The 23,389-nt window shown below is 70.3% G+C and carries 24 protein-coding genes; 6 read left to right on the top strand and 18 right to left on the bottom strand.

Features of this window, described 5'->3' with window-relative positions; all coding sequences use genetic code 11:
• Positions 1-49: 49 nt before the first annotated feature.
• From RWH45_RS01085 to dapA, 10 genes are all read right to left on the bottom strand, one after another.
• Positions 50-1,174, bottom strand: coding sequence for a RecX family transcriptional regulator (locus RWH45_RS01085; protein WP_315993085.1), 1,125 nt, complete (start codon positions 1,172-1,174; stop codon positions 50-52).
• Positions 1,174-2,226 carry a recombinase RecA gene (gene recA / locus RWH45_RS01090; protein ID WP_315993086.1) on the bottom strand — a complete coding sequence of 351 codons (1,053 nt, stop codon included), beginning with the start codon at positions 2,224-2,226 and terminating at the stop codon, positions 1,174-1,176. The genes RWH45_RS01085 and recA overlap by 1 nt, the downstream gene beginning before the upstream one ends.
• 372 nt (positions 2,227-2,598) lie before the next feature.
• Positions 2,599-2,823: a DUF3046 domain-containing protein gene (locus RWH45_RS01095; protein ID WP_108319447.1), complete on the bottom strand. Its 225-nt coding sequence runs from the start codon at positions 2,821-2,823 to the stop codon at positions 2,599-2,601.
• A gap of 12 nt (positions 2,824-2,835) precedes the next feature.
• Positions 2,836-3,144 (bottom strand): helix-turn-helix domain-containing protein, encoded by a 309-nt coding sequence (locus RWH45_RS01100; protein ID WP_108319449.1) that lies wholly within the window; start codon positions 3,142-3,144, stop codon positions 2,836-2,838.
• A 172-nt stretch (positions 3,145-3,316) separates the two neighbouring features.
• On the bottom strand, positions 3,317-3,844 hold the full coding sequence (locus tag RWH45_RS01105; RefSeq protein WP_315993087.1) for a CinA family protein: 528 nt from the start codon (positions 3,842-3,844) through the stop codon (positions 3,317-3,319).
• Positions 3,841-4,428 (bottom strand): CDP-diacylglycerol--glycerol-3-phosphate 3-phosphatidyltransferase, encoded by a 588-nt coding sequence (pgsA, locus tag RWH45_RS01110; protein ID WP_315993088.1) that lies wholly within the window; start codon positions 4,426-4,428, stop codon positions 3,841-3,843. The genes RWH45_RS01105 and pgsA overlap by 4 nt, the downstream gene beginning before the upstream one ends.
• Entirely contained in the window at positions 4,428-7,142 is a 2,715-nt protein-coding gene (locus RWH45_RS01115; protein WP_315993089.1) for an FtsK/SpoIIIE family DNA translocase, read from the bottom strand. The genes pgsA and RWH45_RS01115 overlap by 1 nt, the downstream gene beginning before the upstream one ends.
• A 50-nt stretch (positions 7,143-7,192) precedes the next feature.
• The gene (locus tag RWH45_RS01120; RefSeq protein ID WP_315993090.1) at positions 7,193-7,684 is read right to left on the bottom strand and encodes a GNAT family N-acetyltransferase; all 492 of its coding nucleotides are present in this window, start codon (positions 7,682-7,684) and stop codon (positions 7,193-7,195) included.
• 160 nt (positions 7,685-7,844) lie between these two features.
• Positions 7,845-9,521 (bottom strand): ribonuclease J, encoded by a 1,677-nt coding sequence (locus RWH45_RS01125; protein ID WP_315993091.1) that lies wholly within the window; start codon positions 9,519-9,521, stop codon positions 7,845-7,847.
• 76 nt (positions 9,522-9,597) lie between these two features.
• A complete protein-coding gene (gene dapA / locus RWH45_RS01130; RefSeq protein WP_315993092.1) occupies positions 9,598-10,575 on the bottom strand; it encodes a 4-hydroxy-tetrahydrodipicolinate synthase in 978 nt (325 codons plus the stop codon).
• 95 nt (positions 10,576-10,670) lie between these two features.
• Here dapA and RWH45_RS01135 point away from each other — a divergent pair, with 95 nt between their 5' ends.
• Positions 10,671-11,207, top strand: coding sequence for an NUDIX domain-containing protein (locus tag RWH45_RS01135; RefSeq protein ID WP_315993093.1), 537 nt, complete (start codon positions 10,671-10,673; stop codon positions 11,205-11,207).
• Between the two features lie 13 nt (positions 11,208-11,220).
• On the opposite strand, the gene RWH45_RS01140 is transcribed toward RWH45_RS01135, so the two are convergent.
• Genes RWH45_RS01140 through RWH45_RS01150 form a run of 3 tightly spaced genes read right to left on the bottom strand, consistent with a single transcriptional unit; the run spans position 11,221 to position 13,284 of the window.
• The gene (locus RWH45_RS01140) at positions 11,221-11,979 is read right to left on the bottom strand and encodes an SDR family NAD(P)-dependent oxidoreductase (RefSeq protein WP_315993094.1); all 759 of its coding nucleotides are present in this window, start codon (positions 11,977-11,979) and stop codon (positions 11,221-11,223) included.
• A 1-nt stretch (position 11,980) separates the two neighbouring features.
• Positions 11,981-12,478 (bottom strand): dihydrofolate reductase, encoded by a 498-nt coding sequence (locus RWH45_RS01145; protein ID WP_315993095.1) that lies wholly within the window; start codon positions 12,476-12,478, stop codon positions 11,981-11,983.
• On the bottom strand, positions 12,475-13,284 hold the full coding sequence (locus tag RWH45_RS01150) for a thymidylate synthase (protein ID WP_315993096.1): 810 nt from the start codon (positions 13,282-13,284) through the stop codon (positions 12,475-12,477). The genes RWH45_RS01145 and RWH45_RS01150 overlap by 4 nt, the downstream gene beginning before the upstream one ends.
• A 179-nt stretch (positions 13,285-13,463) precedes the next feature.
• Here RWH45_RS01150 and RWH45_RS01155 point away from each other — a divergent pair, with 179 nt between their 5' ends.
• The 4 genes from RWH45_RS01155 (at position 13,464) to RWH45_RS01170 (ending at position 15,903) form a co-directional block, all read left to right on the top strand.
• Positions 13,464-13,901 (top strand): TlpA family protein disulfide reductase, encoded by a 438-nt coding sequence (locus tag RWH45_RS01155; RefSeq protein WP_315993097.1) that lies wholly within the window; start codon positions 13,464-13,466, stop codon positions 13,899-13,901.
• Positions 13,894-14,463: a DUF4395 domain-containing protein gene (locus RWH45_RS01160; protein WP_315993098.1), complete on the top strand. Its 570-nt coding sequence runs from the start codon at positions 13,894-13,896 to the stop codon at positions 14,461-14,463. The genes RWH45_RS01155 and RWH45_RS01160 overlap by 8 nt, the downstream gene beginning before the upstream one ends.
• A 107-nt stretch (positions 14,464-14,570) precedes the next feature.
• Positions 14,571-14,996 carry an OsmC family peroxiredoxin gene (locus tag RWH45_RS01165; RefSeq protein WP_315993099.1) on the top strand — a complete coding sequence of 142 codons (426 nt, stop codon included), beginning with the start codon at positions 14,571-14,573 and terminating at the stop codon, positions 14,994-14,996.
• A complete protein-coding gene (locus tag RWH45_RS01170; protein WP_315993100.1) occupies positions 14,989-15,903 on the top strand; it encodes a TIGR01777 family oxidoreductase in 915 nt (304 codons plus the stop codon). The genes RWH45_RS01165 and RWH45_RS01170 overlap by 8 nt, the downstream gene beginning before the upstream one ends.
• Before the next feature lie 31 nt (positions 15,904-15,934).
• Here RWH45_RS01170 and RWH45_RS01175 read toward each other — a convergent pair whose 3' ends face one another.
• From RWH45_RS01175 to RWH45_RS01195, 5 genes are all read right to left on the bottom strand, one after another.
• Complete coding sequence (locus RWH45_RS01175; protein WP_315993101.1) at positions 15,935-16,387, bottom strand: hypothetical protein; 453 nt, start codon at positions 16,385-16,387, stop codon at positions 15,935-15,937.
• Positions 16,384-17,196: a 4-hydroxy-tetrahydrodipicolinate reductase gene (gene dapB / locus RWH45_RS01180; RefSeq protein ID WP_315993102.1), complete on the bottom strand. Its 813-nt coding sequence runs from the start codon at positions 17,194-17,196 to the stop codon at positions 16,384-16,386. Before dapB ends, RWH45_RS01175 begins: the two co-directional genes overlap by 4 nt.
• Before the next feature lie 190 nt (positions 17,197-17,386).
• Positions 17,387-17,989, bottom strand: a complete 603-nt coding sequence (locus RWH45_RS01185; protein ID WP_315993103.1) for a histidine phosphatase family protein — start codon at positions 17,987-17,989, stop codon at positions 17,387-17,389.
• A gap of 78 nt (positions 17,990-18,067) precedes the next feature.
• Positions 18,068-19,093: an aldo/keto reductase gene (locus RWH45_RS01190; RefSeq protein ID WP_315993104.1), complete on the bottom strand. Its 1,026-nt coding sequence runs from the start codon at positions 19,091-19,093 to the stop codon at positions 18,068-18,070.
• A 235-nt stretch (positions 19,094-19,328) separates the two neighbouring features.
• A complete protein-coding gene (locus RWH45_RS01195) occupies positions 19,329-21,626 on the bottom strand; it encodes a polyribonucleotide nucleotidyltransferase (protein ID WP_315993105.1) in 2,298 nt (765 codons plus the stop codon).
• A 305-nt stretch (positions 21,627-21,931) separates the two neighbouring features.
• On the opposite strand from RWH45_RS01195, the gene RWH45_RS01200 reads away from it, so the two are divergent.
• The gene (locus RWH45_RS01200) at positions 21,932-23,254 is read left to right on the top strand and encodes an aggregation-promoting factor C-terminal-like domain-containing protein (RefSeq protein ID WP_315993106.1); all 1,323 of its coding nucleotides are present in this window, start codon (positions 21,932-21,934) and stop codon (positions 23,252-23,254) included.
• Positions 23,255-23,389: the final 135 nt, after the last annotated feature.

A 23,389-nucleotide genomic window follows, 5' to 3' on the forward strand; every position in this document is an offset into this window, starting at 1 on the left:
CGAACCCACGCCCCATAGGGGTCGAGGGCGAACGCACGCCTCACCCCGGTCAGTCGTCAGGAGTGAAACGCACGCCTGACGTCGGCCGGCTGAAAGACCGCGACCGTCCGATCCCCGCCTCGCTCAGAGCCGTCTTCGCGGCCGACAGAGCCACCGACGACGGATATCCCCGCCGCGCCAGCTGACCGGCCAGCCGCCGGAGCGACGCATCGTAGTCTTTGCCGTCCACGCCGCGGACTTTGGTGCGGGCGAATTCCAGCGCGCGCTCCGCGTCGTCGTCGGGAAGCTCTGCGAGTGCGGCTTCCGCGACGTCTCGGGGGATGCCGCGCTTGCGCAACGTCTCGGCCACAGCCCGACGACCTTCGCCGCGCTTCTCGATCGCCGACATCGCGAGTTGTTCCGCGAACGCCGCGTCGTCGAGATAGCCGAGATCCACGAACTTGACGATCAGCTCTTCGATGACGACCTCGTCCGCGCCGTCGACGCCGCGGAGGGCCGTTCGCGCTTCCGCCAGTGACAACGAGCGCGAACGGAGTTTGCGAAGCAGAAGCGCTTCGGCACGTTCGAGCGCATCGTCGACGTCGGCGTCTGCACCGGTTCCGCGTGAGTCTGTCGCACGGAGCGAAAGCGAATCACCCCCGGGGAGGTTCCACGCCGCGGCGGGGGAATCGTGAGCGGACTCGCCGGACGATGTGTCGCTTCTCAGCGCCCTCAGTCGCGGACGCGTCGACCGAGGGACCGCGACATCACCCGCCGTCGTGGGATCCGCGGCAGCGGCACGACCGCGCGACGGGTGGGCGCCCTCGGAGGCGCGACCGGAGCGCGTCGCCGCCGACACCCCGAACAGGGGAATGACCGGTGCGAGATCGGTGTCGACAGCACGCAGGGAAGCCGTCCGGCCCGCGCGCGCGTCGGCGCTGTCACGCGAGGCGGTCGAATCTGTGGGCGCGTCGGCGTCTTCACTCGAGGCGGTCGAGCCTGTGCGCGCGCCGGTGTCGTCGTGACGCGAAGCGGGTGGATCCGCTGGCGCGCTGCCGTCATCGCTCGCGGTTGCGACCCCTGTATCGGTGACATGGGCCCACGGCGAATCCGGCAAATCCGACGCCGAGGAACCCCGCCCGTCTTCGCCGCCTGACGAACGCGGACGGACGGGGCCCTTGGTGTCGTCGCTCATCACGCCGGGCGGCGCTGGGCGAGCTCGTCGTCGGCGGGTGCCGCCACAGCAGGCGCTCCACCGATGCCGAGCTTGGTCTTGATCTTCGACTCGATCTCGGCCGCGACATCCGGGTTCTTGATGAGGAAGTTGCGGGCGTTCTCCTTGCCCTGCCCGAGCTGCTCTCCCTCGTACGTGTACCACGCGCCAGACTTCTTCACGATGGCGTGCTCGACGCCGAAGTCGATCAGGCTGCCCTCGCGTGAGATCCCCACGCCGTAGAGGATGTCGAACTCGGCCTGCTTGAAGGGCGGCGCCATCTTGTTCTTGACGACCTTGACGCGGGTGCGGTTTCCGACTGCTTCGGTGCCGTCTTTCAAGGTCTCGATACGACGGATGTCGAGGCGCACGGAGGCGTAGAACTTCAGCGCCTTTCCACCCGCCGTCGTCTCGGGAGAACCGAAGAAGACACCGATCTTCTCGCGCAGCTGGTTGATGAAGATCGCCGTGGTCTTGGTCGTGTTCAGACCACCCGTCAGCTTGCGGAGCGCCTGCGACATGAGGCGCGCCTGGAGACCGACGTGGGAGTCGCCCATTTCGCCCTTGATCTCGGCCTCGGGCACGAGAGCGGCGACGGAGTCGATGACGACGAGGTCGATCGCGCCGGAGCGGATCAGCATGTCGGCGATCTCGAGGGCCTGCTCACCGGTGTCGGGCTGAGACACGAGCAGAGCGTCGATGTCGACGCCGAGCTTCTTGGCGTACTCGGGGTCGAGCGCGTGCTCGGCGTCGATGAACGCGGCGATGCCGCCGGCACGCTGCGCGTTGGCGATGGCGTGGAGCGTCAGCGTCGTCTTACCCGACGACTCCGGTCCGTAGATCTCGATGATGCGACCGCGCGGCAGGCCGCCGATACCGAGGGCCACGTCGAGGGCGACGGAGCCGGTGGGGATGGTCTCGATCGGGGCGCGGTCGTCGCTGCCCAGTCGCATGACCGAGCCCTTTCCGAACTGCCGGTCGATCTGCGCCAGGGCGGATTCGAGGGCCTTTTCGCGCTCTGCGGGTGAGGGCATGACGTCTTCTTTCTGCTCGCGTTCCGGTCGCCTATAGGCTGTCGCGTCCCCCATCGACGATGGGGGCACCCGACAAGGCGTTCAGAGTGTCGTTCGACGTTCCTCACGTTAGAGAGGGCCTCCGACATTGGTGTCGGGAGACGGCCTTCCTGTGGATGAACGGGGCACGAAGCTCGTTGTGAAGGAGCCTACGCCCGAATCGAACGTAGATTCGATGACACGCCGGGATCTCGTCTGCGAGTCCCGAAAGCCCGGCGGCGCGCTGCCCTGCGGGGCGCGTGCATCAGCCCGCACCCGTTCGGCCCCGATCCGCGCTGTCGAAGGGAGCCGGCCTCACGGGTGGCCGACCGAGGCGATACCGAGATCGACGTCTCAGGACCGACGCGGTTCGAGCCGCCCGACGCCGTACCGACGGTTCTCCGGTACGTCGGTCTCAGCGCAGAGCGCGAGCCACACGTCGCGAGGATCGACGCCGGCCGCGAGAGCATCGGCACTGGTGCGTCCCCCCACCGCCGACAACACGAGATCGGTCAGCAGGGAGCCACCGCGGGCGCCGAACTCATCGGCGACAGCGCGATCGAATTCGCTACGACGCATGCGGACGCGACGTCAGCGCAGCGACAGCTCGGGCTCGACCGCGGCGACGAGTTCGTCGGGGACGACGTCGGGGAAGGTCTGGAGGCCCTCGAGCACGGAGAGCCGGTCGCCCACCTGGCGCATGATGGTCGAGATGGGGACGTCGAGCGCTTCGGCTACCGAAGCGAGGATCTCGCTCGAGGCTTCTTTCTGACCGCGCTCGACCTCGCTGAGATAGCCGAGGGCGACGCTCGCGCGACTGGCGACCTGGCGGAGGGTACGGCCCTTCTGCTGGCGGAGGTCACGCAGGACTTCGCCGATCTCTTGACGAACCAGGATCATTTGGGGCCCTCCTCACTGCTGATTCCGTCGCTGCCCGGATGAGCAACTGTAAAACACCATCTGTGGTCACCCTAATGCCGCGCGCTGTGCACCGGATGGGAATCGCTGGACGAAACCGGAGTGTGCGATCATTTGTTCCCGCACTCGGCGTCGATGCTCCACGGACGAGGATTCACAGGGCCGCGAGGACCCGCCGGATGGCCAGATGGGCGGTCTCCCGGCGGATACGGTCGCGGTCCCCCGCGATGACCAGCGAGTCGACGCGGGTGCCCAGCGGCGTCGAGACCGCGATGTGCACCGTGCCGACGGGCTGTCCGTCCTGCTCGTCGGGACCCGCCACTCCCGTCGTCGCGACGCCGACATCGGCGGGGACGCCGTCCGCACCGAGGACATCTCTGACCCCGCGCGCCATCTGGCGTGCCACGCGGGGATGAACGGCGCCGTGCGCGTCGAGCAGGGCGTGATCGACTCCGAGCACGCTGTGTTTGAGGTCGGTCGCGTAAGCGACCACTCCCCCGCGCACCACCCGCGAAGCGCCCGGCACATCGACGAGAGATGCGACGACGAGACCTCCCGTGAGGGATTCCGCAACGGCGATCGTCCACCCGAGCTCGGCGAGACGGTCCAGCAGCACCGCCGCGCTCTCGCGCGGGTCGCGGACGAGCGTCTCGTCGAGGTCGTCGGGAACGCCGTCGATCACCGGCGCCCTCGGCTCCGCCGTGCAGCACGGACCTCGGTCACGACGTAGTCGATGCCCGAGGCGACGGTCAGGATGACGGCGATCGTCATGGTCACGACCGAGACCCACCACACGGTGCCCTGCCATGCTCCCGCGTCGGAGAGGCCGGCGAACGGGATGAGGGCGATCGAAAGCGCGACGGCCTGGAAGACGGTCTTGAGCTTGCCCATCCACGCCGCGGCGAGCACGTGGTTGCTGACGACGATGAACCGGTAGATCGTGATGCCGATCTCACGGACGAGCACGATGATGGTCACCCACCACGGCAGCTCGCCGAGGATGGACAGCCCGACGAAGGCCACTCCGGTGAGGGCCTTGTCGGCGATCGGGTCGAGCAGCTTGCCGAGATCGCTCACGATCTCGTATCGCCGGGCGATGTACCCGTCGACCCCGTCCGTCGCGATGGCGACGATGAACAGGATGGCGGCGGCCCAGCGGAGTGCACCGCCCTCCCCCGCGTCGGCCAGAAGCAGCCAGAGGAAGACCGGTGCGCACAGGATGCGCACGATCGTGATCGCGTTGGGGAGCTGCGGGTGCACGGCCATCAGTCGCGTCCCGTCAGCTGCCAGGCGTCTTCGGAGCCCTCGTCGTCTTCCACGACAGGCAGCCCTTCGTATTGCGCCTCGATCGGGTCCTCGCCGTACCGGTCGTCGTCGCCGACGGCCGCGGGGGCCTCGGGCGCCTCATCGCCGCGCAGACGCGCAAGGACGGCAGGAAGCTGCTCGTTGGTGACGAGCACGTCGCGGGCCTTCGATCCCTCGGAGGGACCGACGATCTCGCGCGACTCGAGCAGGTCCATCAGGCGCCCCGCTTTCGCGAAACCGACGCGCAGCTTGCGCTGGAGCATCGAGGTCGACCCGAACTGCGTCGAGACCACCAGCTCCGCGGCCGCGAGCAGGAGCTCGAGATCGTCACCGATGTCGGCGTCGATCTCCTTCTTCTCGGCGGCCGCCTGCACGTCGGCGCGGTACTCGGGCCGAGCCTGCTGCGTGACGTGAGCGACGACCTTCTCGATCTCCTGCTCGCTCACCCACGCTCCCTGCACGCGGACGGCCTTGGACGCCCCCATGGGCAGGAAGAGACCGTCGCCCTGACCGATCAACCGGTCGGCACCGGGCTGATCCAGGATGACGCGGGAGTCGGTGACGCTCGTCACGGCGAAGGCGAGGCGCGAGGGCACGTTCGCCTTGATGAGGCCGGTCACGACATCGACCGACGGACGCTGCGTCGCCAGGACGAGGTGGATGCCGCTCGCGCGGGCGAGCTGGGTGATGCGGACGATCGAGTCCTCGACGTCGCGGGGGGCGACCATCATGAGGTCGGCCAGCTCGTCGACGACGACCAGAAGATACGGATAGGGCTTGAGCACCCGCTCGCTCCCGGCCGGCAGCTGGATCTCCCCCGCGACGACCGCCTTGTTGAAGTCGTCGATGTGACGGAAGCCGAACGACGCGAGGTCGTCGTACCGCATGTCCATCTCCTTCACGACCCACTGCAGCGCTTCGGCGGCCTTCTTGGGGTTCGTGATGATCGGCGTGATCAGGTGGGGCACCCCCGCGTAGGACGTCAACTCGACGCGCTTGGGGTCGATGAGCACCATGCGCACGTCGGACGGCTTGGCGCGCATCAGGAGGCTGGTGATCATCGAGTTGACGAAGCTCGACTTGCCCGAACCCGTCGATCCGGCGACCAGAAGGTGGGGCATCTTGGCCAGGTTGGCCACGACGAAGCCGCCGCCGACGTCTTTGCCCACGCCGATGGTCATGGGATGCGTCGACGAGGTCGCGGCATCCGATCGGAGGATGTCGCCGAGCGTCACGATCTCGCGGTCGGCGTTCGGGATCTCGACGCCGATCGCGCTCTTGCCGGGGATCGGGGCGAGGATGCGGACCTCGTTGGAGGCGACGGCGTAGGCGATGTTGTTGGTCAGCGCGGTGATGCGCTCGACCTTCACCCCGGGCCCGACCTCGATCTCGTACTGCGTGACGGTCGGACCACGCGAGAACCCGGTCACCCGCGCGTCGACCTTGAACTGCTCCATCACGCTCTCGATGGCGGCGACCACCGCGTCGTTCGCCGCGGAGCGGGCCTTGGGGGGCGTCCCGGTCGCGAGCGCCGTCACGGCGGGCAGACGGTAGTTCGCGGCGGGCGGCGCACCGGCACTGTCGCCGCCGAGCCCCGAGATGCCCGGCAGATCGTCGTCGTCGCCCAGATCGATCGACGAGTCGTCGTGCAGACCGCGGCCGGATACGGCACCGGCGAGAGCACTCGCGTCGAAGACCTCGGTGAGGGCATCGGGCGCGGGCGGGACCGGCGGCGGGGTCGGCGCCTTCGCACGGGGCGCGACGGGCTCCGGCTCGACCATCGCCGACTCGAAACCACCCTGCGTCGTTCCGGGCGAGAGCAGGGTCGTGAGGTCGTCGGAGCCGAGGGATCCGTCGGCGTCCTCTTCGCGGCCCGACCTGTTGCGTCGCCACCAGGGCAGCGACTTCTCGGCGGGCTCGTCGTCGGCGTCGTCGACGGCGAGGACCTTCGTGGTGGCATCGCTCTGCTCGGAGCGCTCGACCCCGAACATCCAGGCGTAGAGATCGCCGAGCCGACGTCCGATGCGGTTGGGGGGCGTCTTGGTGAGGATCAGCACGCTGAGCACTGCCACCAGGGAGAGCGCGATGTAGGCGCCCACGTCGGTGAGCGCGAAGGCCAGGGGCTCCCCCACGATCCAGCCCGCGATGCCGCCCGCCGGGCTGAGGGCGGGCAGTCCGCCTTCGCTCGGCACGGGACGACCACCGGCGACGTGACAGAAGCCGGCGAGCGTGACGATGAACAGCCCGAATCCGATGCCGACGCGGCCGTTGTCGTGCACGGATGCGGGATGCCGGAAGAGCCAGCCCGCCAGCAGCAGGAGCAGGACGGGGAGCACGAACGCGACGCGGCCGAAGAGCGCGCCGAAGCTGTAGGCGCTGATGAGGGCAGCGGCCTCTGTGCCGATGAAGAACCACTCGACGACCGCACCGAGGACGGCGAGCACGACCAGGAAGAACGGGAAGCCGTCGCGTCGCTGATCGCGCTCCAGGTTCTCGGGGCCGAACGCCCGGAACATCCCGCCGACGCCGTGGGCGACCGCCATCCACGCGCGGGCGGCGACGGGAGGCTTCTCGGGCTCGTCTACGTAGCGCTTCGGCGCGGGCGCCGAGGCTTTCGATCGCGACGACCCCTTCGCGGGGGCGCGACCGCCGGACGGGGACGAGGTACGAGCCATGCCTCCACGGTAGGCGCGACCCCTGACATTCGCAGGTACCGACGCGGGGTTCAGCGCAGGCGCTTGACCATGACGTCGCGGCCGATCCCCCGCCGCACGACGGCGAACGCCTCCGAGCGGTACAGCGACACGGCGAAGTTGTCGCGCTCCACGCTGAGGCTGAGGCGCGCATACCCCTCGCCGCGAGCGTGGTCCACGAGGTGCTGCAGCAGGGCTCGTCCCGTTCCGTGAGACCGCCAGACGGGCCGCACGCCGATGATCAGCTCGGGCACGCCCGTTCCGATCCAGGCGAATCCGGGCTCGTCGCGCGGGAACATCCGATACCAGGCGGCGCCGATCGGCTCCCCCGTCGGCGATTCGGCGACGAAGCCCGCGTCGCCCGGCCGCAGCCACCCGGCGATGTATCGGCGATGGTCCGGACTGCTCAGCACCTCGTGACGGGGGCGGGCACCACCGGCGCGCCAGTTGGCGGCCTCGACGGTCATATCGGCGAGGAAGGCGCCGTCGGAACGGACAGCCGCACGGATCGGGAGACCGGGCATGCCCGCATGATAGCGAGCGAGGGCATACCCGCGTGACCACGACGACCGCCCGGGCGCCCCGAACAGGCCCGCCTCGCCTCACGGCGTGATCGCAGACGGAACCCGGGAACGACGGAGCGCCGCGGGGGGATCCCCGCGGCGCTCCGCTCTGCTCGGCTGCTCAGGCCTCGATGACCATCGGTACGATCATGGGCCGACGACGAAGCGACTGGTTGACCCAGCGTCCGATCGTGCGACGCACGACCTGGGACAACGCGTGGTTGTCGCGGACCCCCGACTTCGCCGCCTCGGCCAGTGCCGCCGCGATCTTCGGCTTCACGCTGTCGAAGACCTTGTCGTCCTCCGCGACGCCGCGGGCATGGATCTCGGGTCCCGACACGATCTTGCCGGTCGCGGAGTCGACGACGACGATGACCGAGATGAAGCCCTCCTCGCCGAGGATGCGTCGGTCCTTCAGGTCGGCATCCGTGATCTCGCCCACCGATGACCCGTCGACGTACACGAAGCCGATGTCGACCTGGCCCACGACCTCGGCCACGCCGTCGCGCAGATCGACGACCGTGCCGTTCTCGCCGAGGATGGTGTTCTTCTCGGGGATGCCGGTCTCGCGAGCGAGTTTGGCGTTCGCCATCAGGTGGCGGTACTCGCCGTGCACGGGGAGGACGTTCTTGGGCTTGAGGATGTTGTAGCAGTACAGCAGCTCGCCCGCCGCGGCGTGACCCGAGACGTGCACCTTGGCATTTCCCTTGTGCACCACGGTCGCGCCGAGCTTCGTCAGCCCGTCGATGACGCGGTAGATCGCGTTCTCGTTCCCGGGGATCTGGCTGGATGCCAGGATGATCGTGTCGCCCTCGCCGGGTTCGATCGCGTGATCCAGGTTGGCCATGCGGCTGAGGACGGCCATCGGCTCGCCCTGCGACCCGGTCGACATGTAGACGATCTTGTCGTCGGGCAGGTCGCGCGCCTTCTTGTAGTCGATGAGCACGCCGTCCGGCACGTTCAGGTAGCCGAGGTCGGCCGCGATCCCCATGTTGCGCACCATGCTGCGCCCGAGCAGCGCCACACGTCGACCGTTCGCGTGGGCGGCGTCGAGCACCTGCTGCACCCGGTGCACGTGGCTGGAGAAGCTCGCGACGACGACACGGCGAGGCGCCTTGGCGATCACCTGGTCGAGCACGGGGCCGATGCCGCGCTCCGTGGGCGTGAACCCGGGCACGTCGGCGTTGGTGGAGTCGACGAGGAACAGGTCGACGCCCTCCTCGCCGAGACGCGCGAACGCACGGAGATCGGTGATGCGACCGTCGAGCGGCAGCTGATCCATCTTGAAGTCGCCCGTGGCGAGAACGAGACCCGCAGGGGTGCGGATCGCGACGGCGAGGGCGTCGGGGATCGAGTGGTTGACCGCGACGAACTCGAGATCGAACGGACCGACCTGCTCGCGCTGCCCCTCCGCCACCGTGAGGGTGTACGGGCGGATGCGGTGCTCTTTCAACTTCGCCTCGATGAGAGCGAGGGTGAGCCCCGAGCCGATGAGGGGGATGTCGCCCTTGAGCTTGAGCAGGTAGGGGACGGCGCCGATGTGGTCCTCGTGGCCGTGGGTCAGCACGACGCCGACGATGTCGTCGAGACGGTGCCGGATGGGCTCGAAATCGGGCAGGATCAGGTCGACGCCGGGCTGGTGCTCCTCGGGGAAGAGCACGCCGCAGTCGACGACGAGCAGCTTGCCGTCGTACTCGAAGACGGTCATGTTGCGACCGACTTCGCCGAGGCCGCCGAGCGGGATGACGCGGAGGGTGCCCGCGGCGAGCGCGGGCGGATCGAACGGGGTAGTGGGCATATGTGCCTCCTCGGATGCCGCCGTGCGGCATCCCTCTGTGTGGCGTCCCTGGCCGCGGTTCGGCGGACGCCGATGCTTATCTCGTGGTGCCGTGCACCTTCGGCAGCGCGCCGCCGGCGGCCGCGTTGCGGTCGGGGCGGAAGTTGGAGAAGTCGGCGCCGGCCACGTTCTTCACGAGGGCCAACTCGTCTTCGATGACGGCGGCTTCCCACTCCTCCGGCCCGACGAGGGGCAGGCGGACCCGGGGGCTGCCGATGCGGCCGAGGCCGTGCAGGATGTACTTCGCCGCGACCGTGCCCGGTACGTGCGTCATGACGGCGCGGACGAGCGGTTCGAGGCCTTTGTGCGCAGCGGTGGCGGACGCCAGATCGCCCGCGTTCACGGCATCCACGATCGTCCGGTAGGGCGCGGCGGCGATGTTCGCCGTGACGCCGATGAGGCCGGACGCGCCGATCGAGAGGTGCGGGAGGACGTTGGCGTCGTCGCCCGAGAAGTACATCAGGTCGGTCTGGTTCAGCACCCGGCTGACCTCGCTGAAGTCGCCCTTGGCGTCTTTGATCGCGAGGATGTTGGGGTGCTTCGCGAGGCGCAGGATCGTCTCGTACGTGATGGGCACACCCGTGCGGCCGGGGATGTCGTAGAGGATGACCGGCAGGTCGGTCGCGTCGGCGACGAGACGGAAGTGCGTCAGGATGCCGGCCTGCGTGGGCTTGTTGTAGTACGGCGTGACGATCATGATGCCGTCGGCGCCGGCCTTCTCGCTGGCCTTGTAGAGCTCGATCGCGTGCGCGGTCTCGTTCGAGCCGCCGCCCGTGATGATCTTGGCGCGACCGGCCGACACGCTCTTGCCGACCTCGACCAGACGCAGCTTCTCGGGGTCGGTGAGCGTCGAGGTCTCGCCCGTGGTGCCGGTGACGACGATGCCGTCGGCCCCGGCGGTGATGACGTCGTCGATGTGCTTCTCGGTGGCGGGCCAATCGACTTCGCCGTCGGCGGTCATCGGAGTGATGAGCGCGACGAGCACCTGACCGAAGGGATTGCCGGAGTGCGTCATGATCCCAGGTTATCGGTTCGGCGGCGTCCTCCCCCGGCCTCCCCCGCAGTCGGTGTGAACAATGCGTGACGGCGAGGGCGTCCTAGGGTGAGCGCATGGCCTGGACGACCCGCGCGACGCGCACCGTGTACGAGAATCCCTGGATCAACGTCCGCGAGGATGACGTGACCGGCCCGCACGGCGACGGCATCTACGGGGTGGTGCGCATGCAGAATCCCGCGGTGTTCGTCGTCGCGCTGGATGACGACGAGCGCGTCTGCTTCGTCGAGCTCGAGAGGTACACGACGGGTCGTTCGCTCGAGATCCCCGCGGGCGGGTCCGACGGGGAGGATCCGCTCCTCGCGGCGCGACGCGAGCTGCTCGAGGAGGCCGGGGTGACGGCATCCGAGTGGCACGATCTGGGAGCGATGAACGCCCTGAACGGCATCGCCGAGGCCCCCGAGCACGTCTTCCTCGCGCGCGGCCTGTCGATGACGGATGCCACGGCCTCGCAGAGCGAGGAGGGCATCGACGCCGTGCGATGGATCCCGTTCGCCGAGGCGCTCGCGCTGATCGCGGGCGGCGGCATCACCGACGGGGAGACGATCGCCGCCCTCGCCTTCGCCGGGATCCGGTTGGGTCGGTTCCGCTGAGACGCGAAGGGGATCAGCGCCCGCGTGACGCCGCGCGCACGACCACCGCGTCGGGCAGCAGGCGCGACCCGGCGACCAGGAGCTTGTACCGCCACGACGGCACCGACACCGAGCGCCCCCGTGCGGCGTCGCGCAATCCCTCGCGCACCACGGTGGCCGCGTCGAGCCACATGCGATCGGGCACGCCCTCCTGCCCCGGAGGGAGGCCCAGGCGCTCGTGGAAGTTCGTGTGCACGAAGCCCGGGCAGACCGCCGTCACCGTCACGCCCCGTGGACGGTAGACGACGTTCGCCCAGCGGCTGAACGAGATGAGCCACCCTTTCGCGGCGCCATAGGTTCCGCGCGGCACGAACCCGGCGACGGAGGCCACGTTGACGATGCGGCCGCTCCCCCGCGAGAGCATCGGGGTCAGCGCTGCGTGCGTGAGCCGCATGGCGACCTCCACGTGCAGTCGCAGGTGGCGCACCTCGGCGTCGACGTCGTTCTCTTCGAAGGCGAGGTCGAGCCCGAATCCCGCGTTGTTCACGAGGACGGCCACGTCGCCGACCTGGAGGCGCTCTTCGACGCGCGAAAGGGCGTCGGGCTCGAGGAGGTCGGCACGGAGGACCTCGACCGCGACGCCGTGACGATCGCGCACCTCGGCGGCGACGGCCTCCAGGGCGGCTGCGTCGCGGGCGACGAGAACCAGGTCGGCGCCGCGCGCGGCGAGCTGCCGGGCGAACTCGGCGCCGAGGCCCGAACTCGCCCCCGTGATCACCGCGGTGCGCGTCATCTCAGTCTCCCCGGCGGTACGTCTCGAAGCGGTACCGGATGCCGCTGCGCGAGGTGTGCCATCCCTCGGCGGGGTCGGCGGCGACCCGCGACCAGCCCCGCGTCGACGGAGCGCGGGTGTCGCCGTCGACCGCGAGGTCGAGACGCGTCACCTCGAGGACGTCGGCGCGGTCGACGGCTTCGGCGTACAGCATGCCTCCGCCGATCACCCAGACCTCGGCTCCGCGGGCCGACGCGAGGGCCTCGTCGAGCGATCCTGCTCGCTCGGCCCCCTCAGCGGTCCACGCGTCGGAGCGGGTCACCACGATGTTGCGCCGCCCGGGGAGGGGGCGGAATCGCGGCGGAAGGGACTCCCACGTGCGACGTCCCATGATCACGTCGTGCGAGCCCGTGACCTCGCGGAAGTGCGCCATGTCTTCGGGGACGTGCCACGGCATCCCGCCTACGGCGCCGATGATGCCGTCATGGGCTTCGGCCCAGACGAGACCGACCGAGGTCATACGGCGACGGCCGCGCGGATGGCGGGGTGGTGCTGATACCCCTCGACGACGATGTCGTCGTAGGTGTAGTCGAAGATCGAGTCGGGGGTGCGCGCGAAGCGCAGCGTCGGGGCGGGGTACGCCTCGCGCGTGAGCTGCTCGGCGACCTGCTCGCGGTGGTTGTCGTAGACGTGGCAGTCACCGCCGGTCCACACGAACTCGCCCGGCTCGAGGCCCGTCTGCTGCGCGATCATCAGCGTCAGCAGCGCGTACGACGCGATGTTGAAGGGGACACCGAGGAACATGTCGGCGCTGCGCTGGTACAGCTGACACGACAGCTTGCCGTCGGCCACGTAGAACTGGAAGAGCGCGTGGCACGGCGCGAGCGCCATGTCGGGGATGTCGGCGGGGTTCCACGCCGACACGATCAGGCGACGCGAGTCGGGATCGCGACGGATCTGCTCGACGACCTGGGCGATCTGGTCGATGGTGCCACCGTCGGCGGTCGGCCAGGAGCGCCACTGCACGCCGTAGACGGGCCCCAGCTCGCCGTCGGCGTCGGCCCACTCGTCCCAGATCGTGACGCCGTTCTCCCGCAGCCACGACACGTTCGACTCACCACGGAGGAACCACAGCAGCTCGTAGACGATCGACTTGAGATGCACGCGCTTGGTCGTCACCAGAGGGAACCCCTCGGCGAGGTCGAACCGGATCTGCCGGCCGAACACGCTCGTGGTGCCCGTACCGGTGCGATCGGACTTGTGCACGCCCTGCTCGAGGACGTCGCGGAGCAGGTCTTCGTAGGGCGTCGAGGTGTCGGCGGTCACGCGCTTCACGATACCCGCGTGCGCCCCCGTCACGCCGATCGTCCACACCCGCCCCGCGGCGGCCGGGCCTGGGGAGGAGGGGGATGCCGCAGAGGCCCGGCCGTGAGAACGCTGAGCGGGTGCGTCATGCGAGGACTCATCGGCCCGCGGCCCGTCACGGCGCACTACCGTTGTGCGTCGTGGACCTGACCATCGCCCTGATCTCTATCGCGGCTCTCGTCGTCGTGGCGACGGCCGCGGGGCTCCTCTGGCGCCGCCGCGACGGCCGCGCACGCGCCATCGACTCGGCCGAGGTCGTCGACCCGCGCCGTCTCGGCGCCGACGGCCTGGGCGAGGAGGCGACCCTCCTGCAGTTCAGCACCGAGATGTGCGCGCGCTGCCCCGGGGTCCACCGGATGCTCAGCGAGGTCGCCGATGCCCGCGATGGCGTCCGTCATCTCGACGTCGACCTCACGCACCGCCCCGACATCGCGCAGCACTTCCGGGTGCTGCAGACGCCCACGACGCTCGTGCTCGATCGTCGCGGGGTCGTGCGCACGCGCTTCGGCGGAACGCCCGGCCGGTCGGTCGTCGAGCTCGAACTCGACACCCTGAAGAAGGAGACGGCCCGTGCCTGACATCTCGCGCATCGATGCCCGCGGCCCGCGGTTCGCGGCATCCGTCACCGCTGTTCTGCTGCTGGTCGCGACGCTGCTGAGCCTCGTCGGTATCTCCACGCGCGCCGCCCCGGGGTTCACCGCGTATCAGCCCCTGACGGGAGACAGCTTCTCCCCCTCGTACCCCGCGGTTGGGCAGGCGTCGGTGCTCGAGCGTGCGTCCGACCCCGGCTTCCTGCTCCTGCTCGTGGTCGCCCTCCTGTTCGTGTGGGGCGTCGCCGCTCCGCGCACGGCGCCGTGGAGCGTGCTGTACCGCCGGGTCGTTCAGCCGCGCCTCGCTCCCCCCACCGAGTTCGAGGACCCGCGCCCGCCGCGCTTCGCGCAGGGCGTGGGACTGTTCGTGACGGCCGTGGGTCTGCTGCTGGACCTGGCCGGAGTGCCCTGGGCGCTGCCGATCGCGGCGGCGATGGCCTTCGTCGCCGCGTTCCTGAACGCCGTCTTCGGACTGTGCCTCGGCTGTCAGCTCTACCTCGTCCTGCAGCGTGCGGGACTGCTCGGCCGCCGCGGACCCACCACCGCCTGAGCGGTCCGTGAGACGGGGCTGTCAAGTCCCGCGCAGCGTCGGAACCCCTCGTTAGGCTGGCCGCGTCGCGGTCACCCCCGATCGCGCCGGATCAACGGAGGTTCCCCATGGCCGTCACGAGCGAAGCCACCACCGCCTGGAAAGGCAGCCTGTTCGAGGGATCGGGCGAGGTCACATTCACCTCGTCGGGCATCGGTACGTTCGACGTGAACTGGAAGGCGCGCAGCGAAGGCTCGAGCTCGGTCACCACGCCCGAGGAGCTGCTCGCGGGCGCCCACTCGGCATGCTTCAGCATGGCGTTGTCGAACGCCCTCGCCGACAACGGCACCCCGCCGACGTCGGTCGACACCACGGCATCCATCACCTTCAAGCCGGGCACCGGTATCACCGGCAGCCACCTCAACGTCAACGCCGTCGTGCCCGACCTCGACGACGCCACGTTCCAGAAGATCGCGGCCGACGCGAAGGCGAACTGCCCCGTGTCGCAGGCCCTCGCCGGTATCGACATCACCCTCGAGGCGACGCTTGCCTGAGACCCCGGCCCGACGCGTCGTCATCGCCGGCGCGTCGGGCCTCATCGGCTCGGCGCTTCTCGACGCCCTGCGAAGCGACGGCGTCGAGGTCACCTCGCTGGTGCGCCACGCCCCCTCGGCCCCGCACGAGCGGCAGTGGCTTCACGATGCCACTCCTCTCGACCCCGAGGTCATCGCCGGGGCCGATGCGGTGGTGTGTCTGAACGGTGCCTCGATCGGCCGTTTCCCGTGGACCCCGTCGTACAAGTCGACGCTGCTGTGGTCGCGGGTGACGCCGACGCGCACGCTGGCCGCCGCCGTCCGCGCTCTCGGCGATGATGCCCCGGCGCTCGTGAACGCGAGCGCGACCGGCTTCTACGGCTCGCAACCGCGCGTCGAGCTCACCGAGGGCTCGCCCCGCGGCACGGGCCTTCTCGCCGACATCTGCGTGGAGTGGGAGTCCGCCGCCCGGGACGCGGGTGACAAGGCGCGCGTCGCTCTGCTGCGCACGGCCCCCGTCGTGCACGAGCAGGGCGTCCTGAAGCCCCTGCTGCTCCTCACCAAGCTCGGCATCTCAGGGCCCATCGGACGTGGGACCCAGGTGTGGCCGTGGATCTCGCTCGACGACGAGGTGCGCGCCATCCGTCACGTGATCGACTCCGAGATCGACGGCCCCGTCAACCTGACGGGCCCGACCCGGGCGACGGCGAACGACCTCGGCTTCGCCCTGGCGCGGCGCATGAACCGCCCGTACGTGCTGCGCGCGCCGATCTGGGGCGTCAAGCTCGCTCTCGGGACGGATGCCACCGAGGCCCTCCTCACCTCCGACGCCGACGTGAAACCGACGGTCCTGAACGACACGGGCTTCTCTTTCACGCACCGAACGGTCGAGGACGCGGTCGCCTCCGCCGTCCCCGCGGCCGACTGACGAGCGACGGCGGAGCGGCGACCGCGCGGACTCAGCGCCCGCGTCGCTCCGCCGCCTCGAGACGGATCGCGGTGCGCACGGCCTCGCGCGCACGCCGACGGTCACCCGCGGCGTCGTAAGCCAGAGCGAGACGGTAGCGCGCGCGCCAGTCGGCGGGATCAGCCTCGACCTCGGCGCGATAGCGCGGAAACAGGGCGTCGCCGTCGGCGCGTTCGACGCGCCCGCTCGGCCGCACGGGCAGGTCTTCGTCGGGGAGTCCGCCCTCGGCGTCGAGCCTCTCGCCGATCTGCTGCGCGCGCACGCCGAACCACAGCTCGCGCCCGATGGCCCAGAGGGCGAGCAACGGCAGGACGAGAAGGGCAATGCCCATGACCACGCCGACGGTCTCGCCGCTGGCGAGCAGGACGAGCGCCCGTTGCCCCGCCAGGACGACGTAGAGCAGAAGCAGCACCGTCATGACGGCGACGGCGATGCGGACCCTCATGCGCTCGTCGCGCTCGCGACCTGACCCGACACGTCGCCGTCCGACACCGGGGCGCCGGTCTCGACCGGCCGCGTGCGCACGCCGATGTCGATGAAGCTGTCGAGACCGATGGTCACGCCGCGCGCCTCGCGAGCCGCCGCGAGGGCGATGCGGACCCCCGGCGCATATGCCGTGGTCGGGTCGATCGTGTCGTGCACGATGGTGAGCGACTCTCCCGCGCCCGAGAGCACAGTCTCCTGGCGGGCGATCACGCCGGGACGTCGAAGCGAGTGGATCGGAACGGATGCCACGCGCTGGCCCCGAGCACGCTGGTCGACGTGCGGTGACTCGACGGGACCGACGTCGGCGCGGGCCGCGGCGATGAGCTCGGCCGTGCGCACCGCGGTGCCGCTGGGCGAATCGACCTTCGTGTCACGGTGGGCCTCGACGATCTCGATCGACGGGAAGAACGGGGCCGCGGCGGCCGCCAGGGCACTGCCGATGACCGACCCGAGCGAGAAGTTGGGGATGAAGACGACACCCGTCCCGGCCGCCTCCGCGAGCGGGCGGACGAGGGCGATGCGCTCGTTCGACCACCCCGAGGTGCCCACGAGCACGTTGAGTCCGCGGTCGATGGCGGCGCGGACGACGTCGATGGACACCGCGGGCGTCGAGGCGTCGACCACGAGGTCGGCTCCGTCGAGCTCGGCGAGATCGGACTGGGAGCCGAGCACGGCGGCGACCTCGTATCCGTCCTCGGCCTCGACGACCTCGCGGATGACTCCGCCGAGCTTGCCGGTTCCGCCCACGATGGCAACGCGTGTGGTCATGCCACCAGCCTAGGCGTCGGCGCCGTCGCGGGTCGGGCACTGTCCGCAGACGCGCCGCGCGAGCGGCATCCGGAGCGGAGTGCCGCCGGCAGCGCACCGGCGGCGGGGTGGACCGACAGCCGGATCAGACCGGCCGTCTGGTCCGCGGCAGCCCGACCCGATGGGCGGCCCGATCGGACTGGCAGCCTGGTCAGACCGGCAGCGGGTCGACCAGTCCCGTGCGCAGTTCGACCGGCAGGTGCGCCAGGTCGTTGTGCGACAGCAGCGTCCAGGGGCGGCCCTTCTTCTGCGCGATGACCGTGAGTCCGCAGTACGCCTGGTTGATCGTCATCCAACGCCAATCGGGAGCCTGCAGCACCTCGCGGACGAACCACGAGATGACGAAGTTGTGGGTGATCACCAGCTCGTGCACCTCCCCCGCCTTGCGGGCGAGGAACTCGGCGGTCGCGTCGGCCATCTGCGCGCGTCCCGCGTCGATCTCGGCCTCGGTCACCGAGCCGAAGAACGGCTCGTACGCGGCCGGGGTCTCGGGCGTCATTCCGGTGGGGACGCAGTCGAACAGCAGCGCCGACGACTCCGGCGAGACCGACGGGAGGCGGTCGGCGACGGCGCGCGCGGTCTGCGCGGCGCGCTCGAGGGGCGAGTGCCACACCGCGTCGAGGGGAAGACCCGACAGCCGATCGGCGAGCAACGCCGCCTGACGCTGGCCGCGCGGCGACAGGGGGCCGTCGGAGAGGCCGTGCTCGGCATCCTGGTGCTCGCCATGGCGCACCAGGTAGATGTAGTGCGTCACGTCAGCTCACCCCGTTGTCGATCTGCCGTCCCCCGGCCGGTCCTCCCAGCCTACGTCACGCCCCGGTGGGGGCGGCCCTCACTCGGCGGCGCGCGCGATGTCCGAGAGCTGGGAGCGGCTGAGCCGCACGCCCACGGCGCGCATGCATTCCACCACGTGGCGCGGAGCGAAGGCGTTGACGATGGGCGCGGTGATGATCTTCTGCGCGAGCAGCCATGCCACCGCCACCGCCGCATCCGGGATGCCGAGTTCGTTGCCGACGGTGTCGAGCGCGCGCAGGACCCGCGAGCCGCGCCGGTTCAGGTGGGCCGCGACCTGGGAGCCGCGCACCGACTGCGTCGACTGACCGCGCGTGCGCGTCTCGCCCGCGAGGAAACCGTGAGCGAGAGGATGCGACGGGGTCACCGCCATGTTCTGGGCGGACGCGATCAGACGCACATCTCCGTCGAATTCCGAGCGCCGCAGCACGTTGTACGGCACGTCGAGCACCGTGATGCGGGGATACCCCGCCGACGACAGGATGCGCGCCTCCACGAGCTGGGCGGCGGTGTATCCGTGGGCGCCGATCGCGCGCACCTTGCCGGAGTCGACCAGCCACTCGCTCGTGGCGAGGGTGTCCTCCAGCATCGCCGTATCGCCACGGGCGGCGTCGAGCGAGAGGACGTCGATGCGATCGGTGCCCAGGCGCGTGAGCGACGCCTCGACCGCCCGCACGAGGTTCACGGAGTCGAGACCGGGGTTGTCGGGATGACCGCCCACCCGCACGGTCAGGACGGTGTCATCGCGAAGGCGGCGCGACCGCATCCACGCGCCGATGATGTACTCGCTGCGGCCGGCCGCGTAGCTGTCGGCGGTGTGCACGGCGTTGCCACCGAGCTCGACGTAGGCGTCGAGGATCTCGTGGCTGGCGCCGGCGTCGACGTTCCAGCCGAACTCCCCGCCGCCGAGGAAGAGCGGGAAGACGTCGAAGCCGGTCTCGCCGAGGGGGACGCGCACGTGGGAGCCGAGGCCCGGCCCCTGCAGGGTGATGGGGGCGGACGGGTGCGGAGCGCGATCCCGACGCAGGCGCGGCGAGGCCGTCTCGTCGACGCCCGAGCCGCTCATGGTGAGATCCCCTCTCGCGCCGGGAACCGGTGCGGATATGCCGCACGCCCTCGCCCCCCGACGTTCTTCGAGCGTATGCGTTCGCCCTGACGAGGCTGCGGTTTCACCCGGCCCGGCGATAAACATTGCGTAACGCTTGCGCGCGGCGCTGTCACATGAGCCCCGCTGACCACTTGCGTCACACGACGGATGCCCGCCCCGCATCGAGCGGGACGGGCATCCGGTGATCGCGCGATCAGCCTTCGGCGGGAGCCTCGGGGCCCTCGCTCGCGGCGGCCGAGCTCTGCGTGTCGGCGGGCTCGGGCGTGGTGGCCTCCTCGTCGAGCACGGGCTCGAGCGAGAGCTTGCCGCGGTCGTCGATCTTCGTGATGCGCACGAGGATCTTGCGGCCGACCGAGAGCACGTCTTCGACGTTCTCGACGCGCTTGCCACCGGCGAGCTTGCGGACCTCGCTGACGTGCAGCAGGCCGTCCTTGCCGGGGAGCAGCGAGACGAACGCACCGAAGGTCGCGATCTTCACGACCGTTCCGAGGAACTGCTCGCCCACCTCGGGGTTGGTCGGGTTGGCGATCGCGTTCACCTGGGCACGGGCAGCCTCGGCCGAGGGGCCGTCGGTCGCGCCGATGTAGACGGTGCCGTCCTCCTCGATGGAGATCTGCGCGCCGGTCTCATCCTGGATGGCGTTGATCGTCTTGCCCTTGGGGCCGATGAGCTCACCGATCTTGTCGACCGGGATCTGCACGCTGATGACGCGGGGCGCGGTGGGCGCCATCTCGTCGGGAGCGTCGATCGCGGCGTTCAGGACGTTGAGGATCGTCAGACGAGCCTCCTTCGCCTGGGTGAGGGCGGCGGCCAGCACCGACGACGGGATGCCGTCGAGCTTGGTGTCGAGCTGGATCGCGGTGATGAACTCGGAGGTACCTGCGACCTTGAAGTCCATGTCGCCGAGGGCGTCTTCGGCGCCGAGGATGTCGGTCAGCGCGGCGTAGCGGGTCTGTCCGTCGACCTCGTCGGTCACCAGACCCATGGCGATACCGGCGACGGGAGCGCGAAGGGGCACACCCGCGTTCAGCAGCGACAGGGTCGAGGCGCAGACAGAGCCCATCGACGTCGAACCGTTCGAGCCGAGGGCCTCGGACACCTGACGGATCGCGTAGGGGAACTCCTCGCGGCTGGGCAGCACCGGCACGAGCGCGCGCTCGGCCAGGAAGCCGTGGCCGATCTCGCGACGCTTCGGCGACCCCACGCGACCGGTCTCACCGGTCGAGTACGGCGGGAAGTTGTAGTGGTGCAGGTAGCGCTTGCTCGTGATGGGCGAGAGCGAGTCGATCTGCTGCTCCATCTTGAGCATGTTCAGCGTGGTGACGCCCAGGATCTGGGTCTCGCCGCGCTGGAAAATCGCCGAGCCGTGGACGCGCGGGATGACCTGCACCTCGGCGTCGAGCGGGCGGATGTCGGCCAGGCCACGGCCGTCCATACGGACGCCCTCGGCGAGGATGCGACCGCGGACGATCGTCTTGGTGACCGACTTGTACGCGGCGTTGAACTCCAGCGTCGCGACAGCGGGCAGCTCGCCCGACTCGACGGCGGCGAGCAGCTGCTCCTTGACCGAGGTCTTGACCTCGTCGTCGGCGTTCTGACGCTCCTGCTTGTCGGCGATCTGGTACACCGGCACCAGACGGTCGTAGGCGCGACCGGCGACGAAGTCGTAGGTCTCCTGGCTGTAGGCCGGGAAGACGGGGAACGACTGGATCTCCTTCGACGCGGTGCGAGCGACCTCGTTCTGCGCGTCGACGAGCTGGCGCAGGAACGGCTTCGCGGCCTCGAGACCCTCGGCGACGACCTGCTCGTTGGGCTTGGTCGCACCGCCCTTGATCATGTTCCAGCTGCCCTCGGTGGCCTCGGCCTCCACCATCATGATGGCGACGTCGCCGTCGTCGAGCACGCGGCCCGCGACGATGAGGTCGAACACGGCGTCCTCGAGCTGGGTGACGGTGGGGAATGCGACCCACTGGTCGGCGTGCTCGCCCTGGCCCGGGATGAGCGCCAGGCGCACACCCGCGATGGGGCCCGAGAACGGCAGACCCGAGATCTGGGTCGACATGGATGCCGCGTTGATGGCGAGGGCGTCGTAGAACTCGCCGGGTGCGATCGACAGCACTGTGACGACGATCTGGACCTCGTTGCGCAGGCCGTCGACGAACGACGGGCGCAGCGGGCGGTCGATGAGGCGGCACACGAGGATGGCCTCGGTCGAGGGGCGACCCTCGCGACGGAAGAACGAGCCGGGGATCTTTCCTGCGGCGTACGAACGCTCTTCGACGTCGACGGTCAGCGGGAAGAAGTCGAAGCCCTCACGGGGGTGCTTGCCGGCACTGGTGGCCGACAGGAGCATCGTCTCCTCGTCGAGGTAGGCGGCGACGGCGCCCTGGGCCTGCTGGGCGAGGCGTCCGGTCTCGAAACGGATGGTACGGGTGCCGAAGCGGCCGTTGTCGAGAACGGCCTCGGCGGCGGTGATTTCTGGACCTTCCAAGAGGTCCCTCCTTCTTTGTTTAGGCTCGCCGCCCCGTGTGGGCGACGAGCTGACATGCAAAGGAGCAGGAACAGGCAGAAAGGGCGCGCCGACGAATCGACCCGGAAGTCCCGGCGACTGGCCACCAGTAGACGACCACCCGGCGTTCCGACGGGGAGTCCACCACAGGGGACCAGCGTCTGCCGGCCTGCTCCGTGAGCTCATATGTAGTTGAGCGGATGCCAAGACGGCATTCGGGCTTCACCCTACCAGCGACGACCGCCCCGGGGTGGCCGCGCCACGCCTTCGTGCTCTAGCGTGACCTCATGGGTCTCACGCGTCTCACCAGTCACACGCTCGCCGCGTGCCTGGTCGTCGGCGCGACCTTCCTGCCGATTTCCGCCTCCGCCTCGGTCGCGTCGACCGCGACGAGCACACGTCCCGCCGCTGTCGACGAGTCGGCCGTGGCGGCGCTGAAGGACCAGCTGGATGCCGCGGAGGCGGCGGCAGCGTCCGCCTCCCGTCGCGCGCTGGACGCGTCCGCCGCCGCCGAGCGCACGCGCCGTCTCGCGGACACGACGTCCGCGCGCGCTCAGACCCTGACCGAGCAGAGTACGGCGGCCGATGCCGCCCTGTCGCAGGCGAGCAGCCGCGCGGGGGCCAGCGCCGCCCGCCTCTATCGGACGGTCGGCGCCGGGCCTCTGGTCGCTCAGCTGCTCACCGAGGCGGATCCCGATTCGCTGCTGCAGCGGCTCGGTCTCCTCGACCACGTCACCTCCGTCAGCGCGCGCACCGCGGGCGACGCCCGATCGGCCGCCGACGTCGCGACGTCACTCCGCACGCAGGCCGAGGCGGCGCGCACCGAAGCGGCTCGGCTCGCGGCCGAAGCGGAGACCACGGCGGCCGCGGCCCGCGGGGAAGCGGATGCCGAAGCGGCCGGTGTCGCGGCGGCGCAGTCGCGACTGGACGAGCTGTACGCGCAACTCGCCGCCCTGAAAGAGACCACCGCAGCCCAGGAGCGCGCAGCCCGTGAACGCGAGAAGGCCGCACGCGACGCCGCCGAGGCAGGCGGCGCGACCGGTGGCGGCTCCGGATCGAGCGGATCCGGCGGCTCGGGAACGGGCGGCTCCGGCGGCAGCGGGTCCGGTGGCGGGTCGGGAGGAGCAGGCGGCGGGTCCGGCAACTCCGGCGGGGGCGGGTCGGGCGGCAGCGGCTCGGGCGGCGGGTCCGGCGGCAGCGGCGGAGGCTCGGGCGGCGGGAGCGGCTCCGGCGGAGGCGGTTCGAACGGCGGCGGGTCGGGCGGCTCCGGCGGCGGCTCGACGGCACCCGCGGGCCCGATCATGAGCCCGGGCGAGGCCCGCGATCATGCGCGCGGCGCGATCCGTTCCTACGGGTGGGGCGACGATCAGTTCTCCTGCCTCGTCTCGCTGTGGAATCGCGAGTCGGGCTGGCGCGCCGACGCCCTCAATCCGTGGAGCGGCGCGTACGGCATCCCGCAGGCGCTCCCGGGCGAGAAGATGGCATCCGCCGGTCTGGATTGGCGCACGAACGCGGCGACGCAGATCTCGTGGGGGCTGTCGTACATCAGCGCGCGTTACGGCTCTCCCTGCGGAGCATGGGCGCACTCGGAGCAGACCGGCTGGTACTGAGCGCCGGCTCGGCGCGGGGCGCCGATCACGGACCCTTCGACGAGCTCAGAGTCCTCCGCGCGCGAGGTGGTTGAACCTGTCGAAGCCACCGGACCCCTCGACGAACCCAGGGTCCTTCCCGGGCAGCCGCCCCGG

The sequence above is a fragment of the Microbacterium galbum genome (assembly GCF_032464915.1).
Classification (GTDB): Bacteria; Actinomycetota; Actinomycetes; order Actinomycetales; family Microbacteriaceae; genus Microbacterium; species Microbacterium galbum.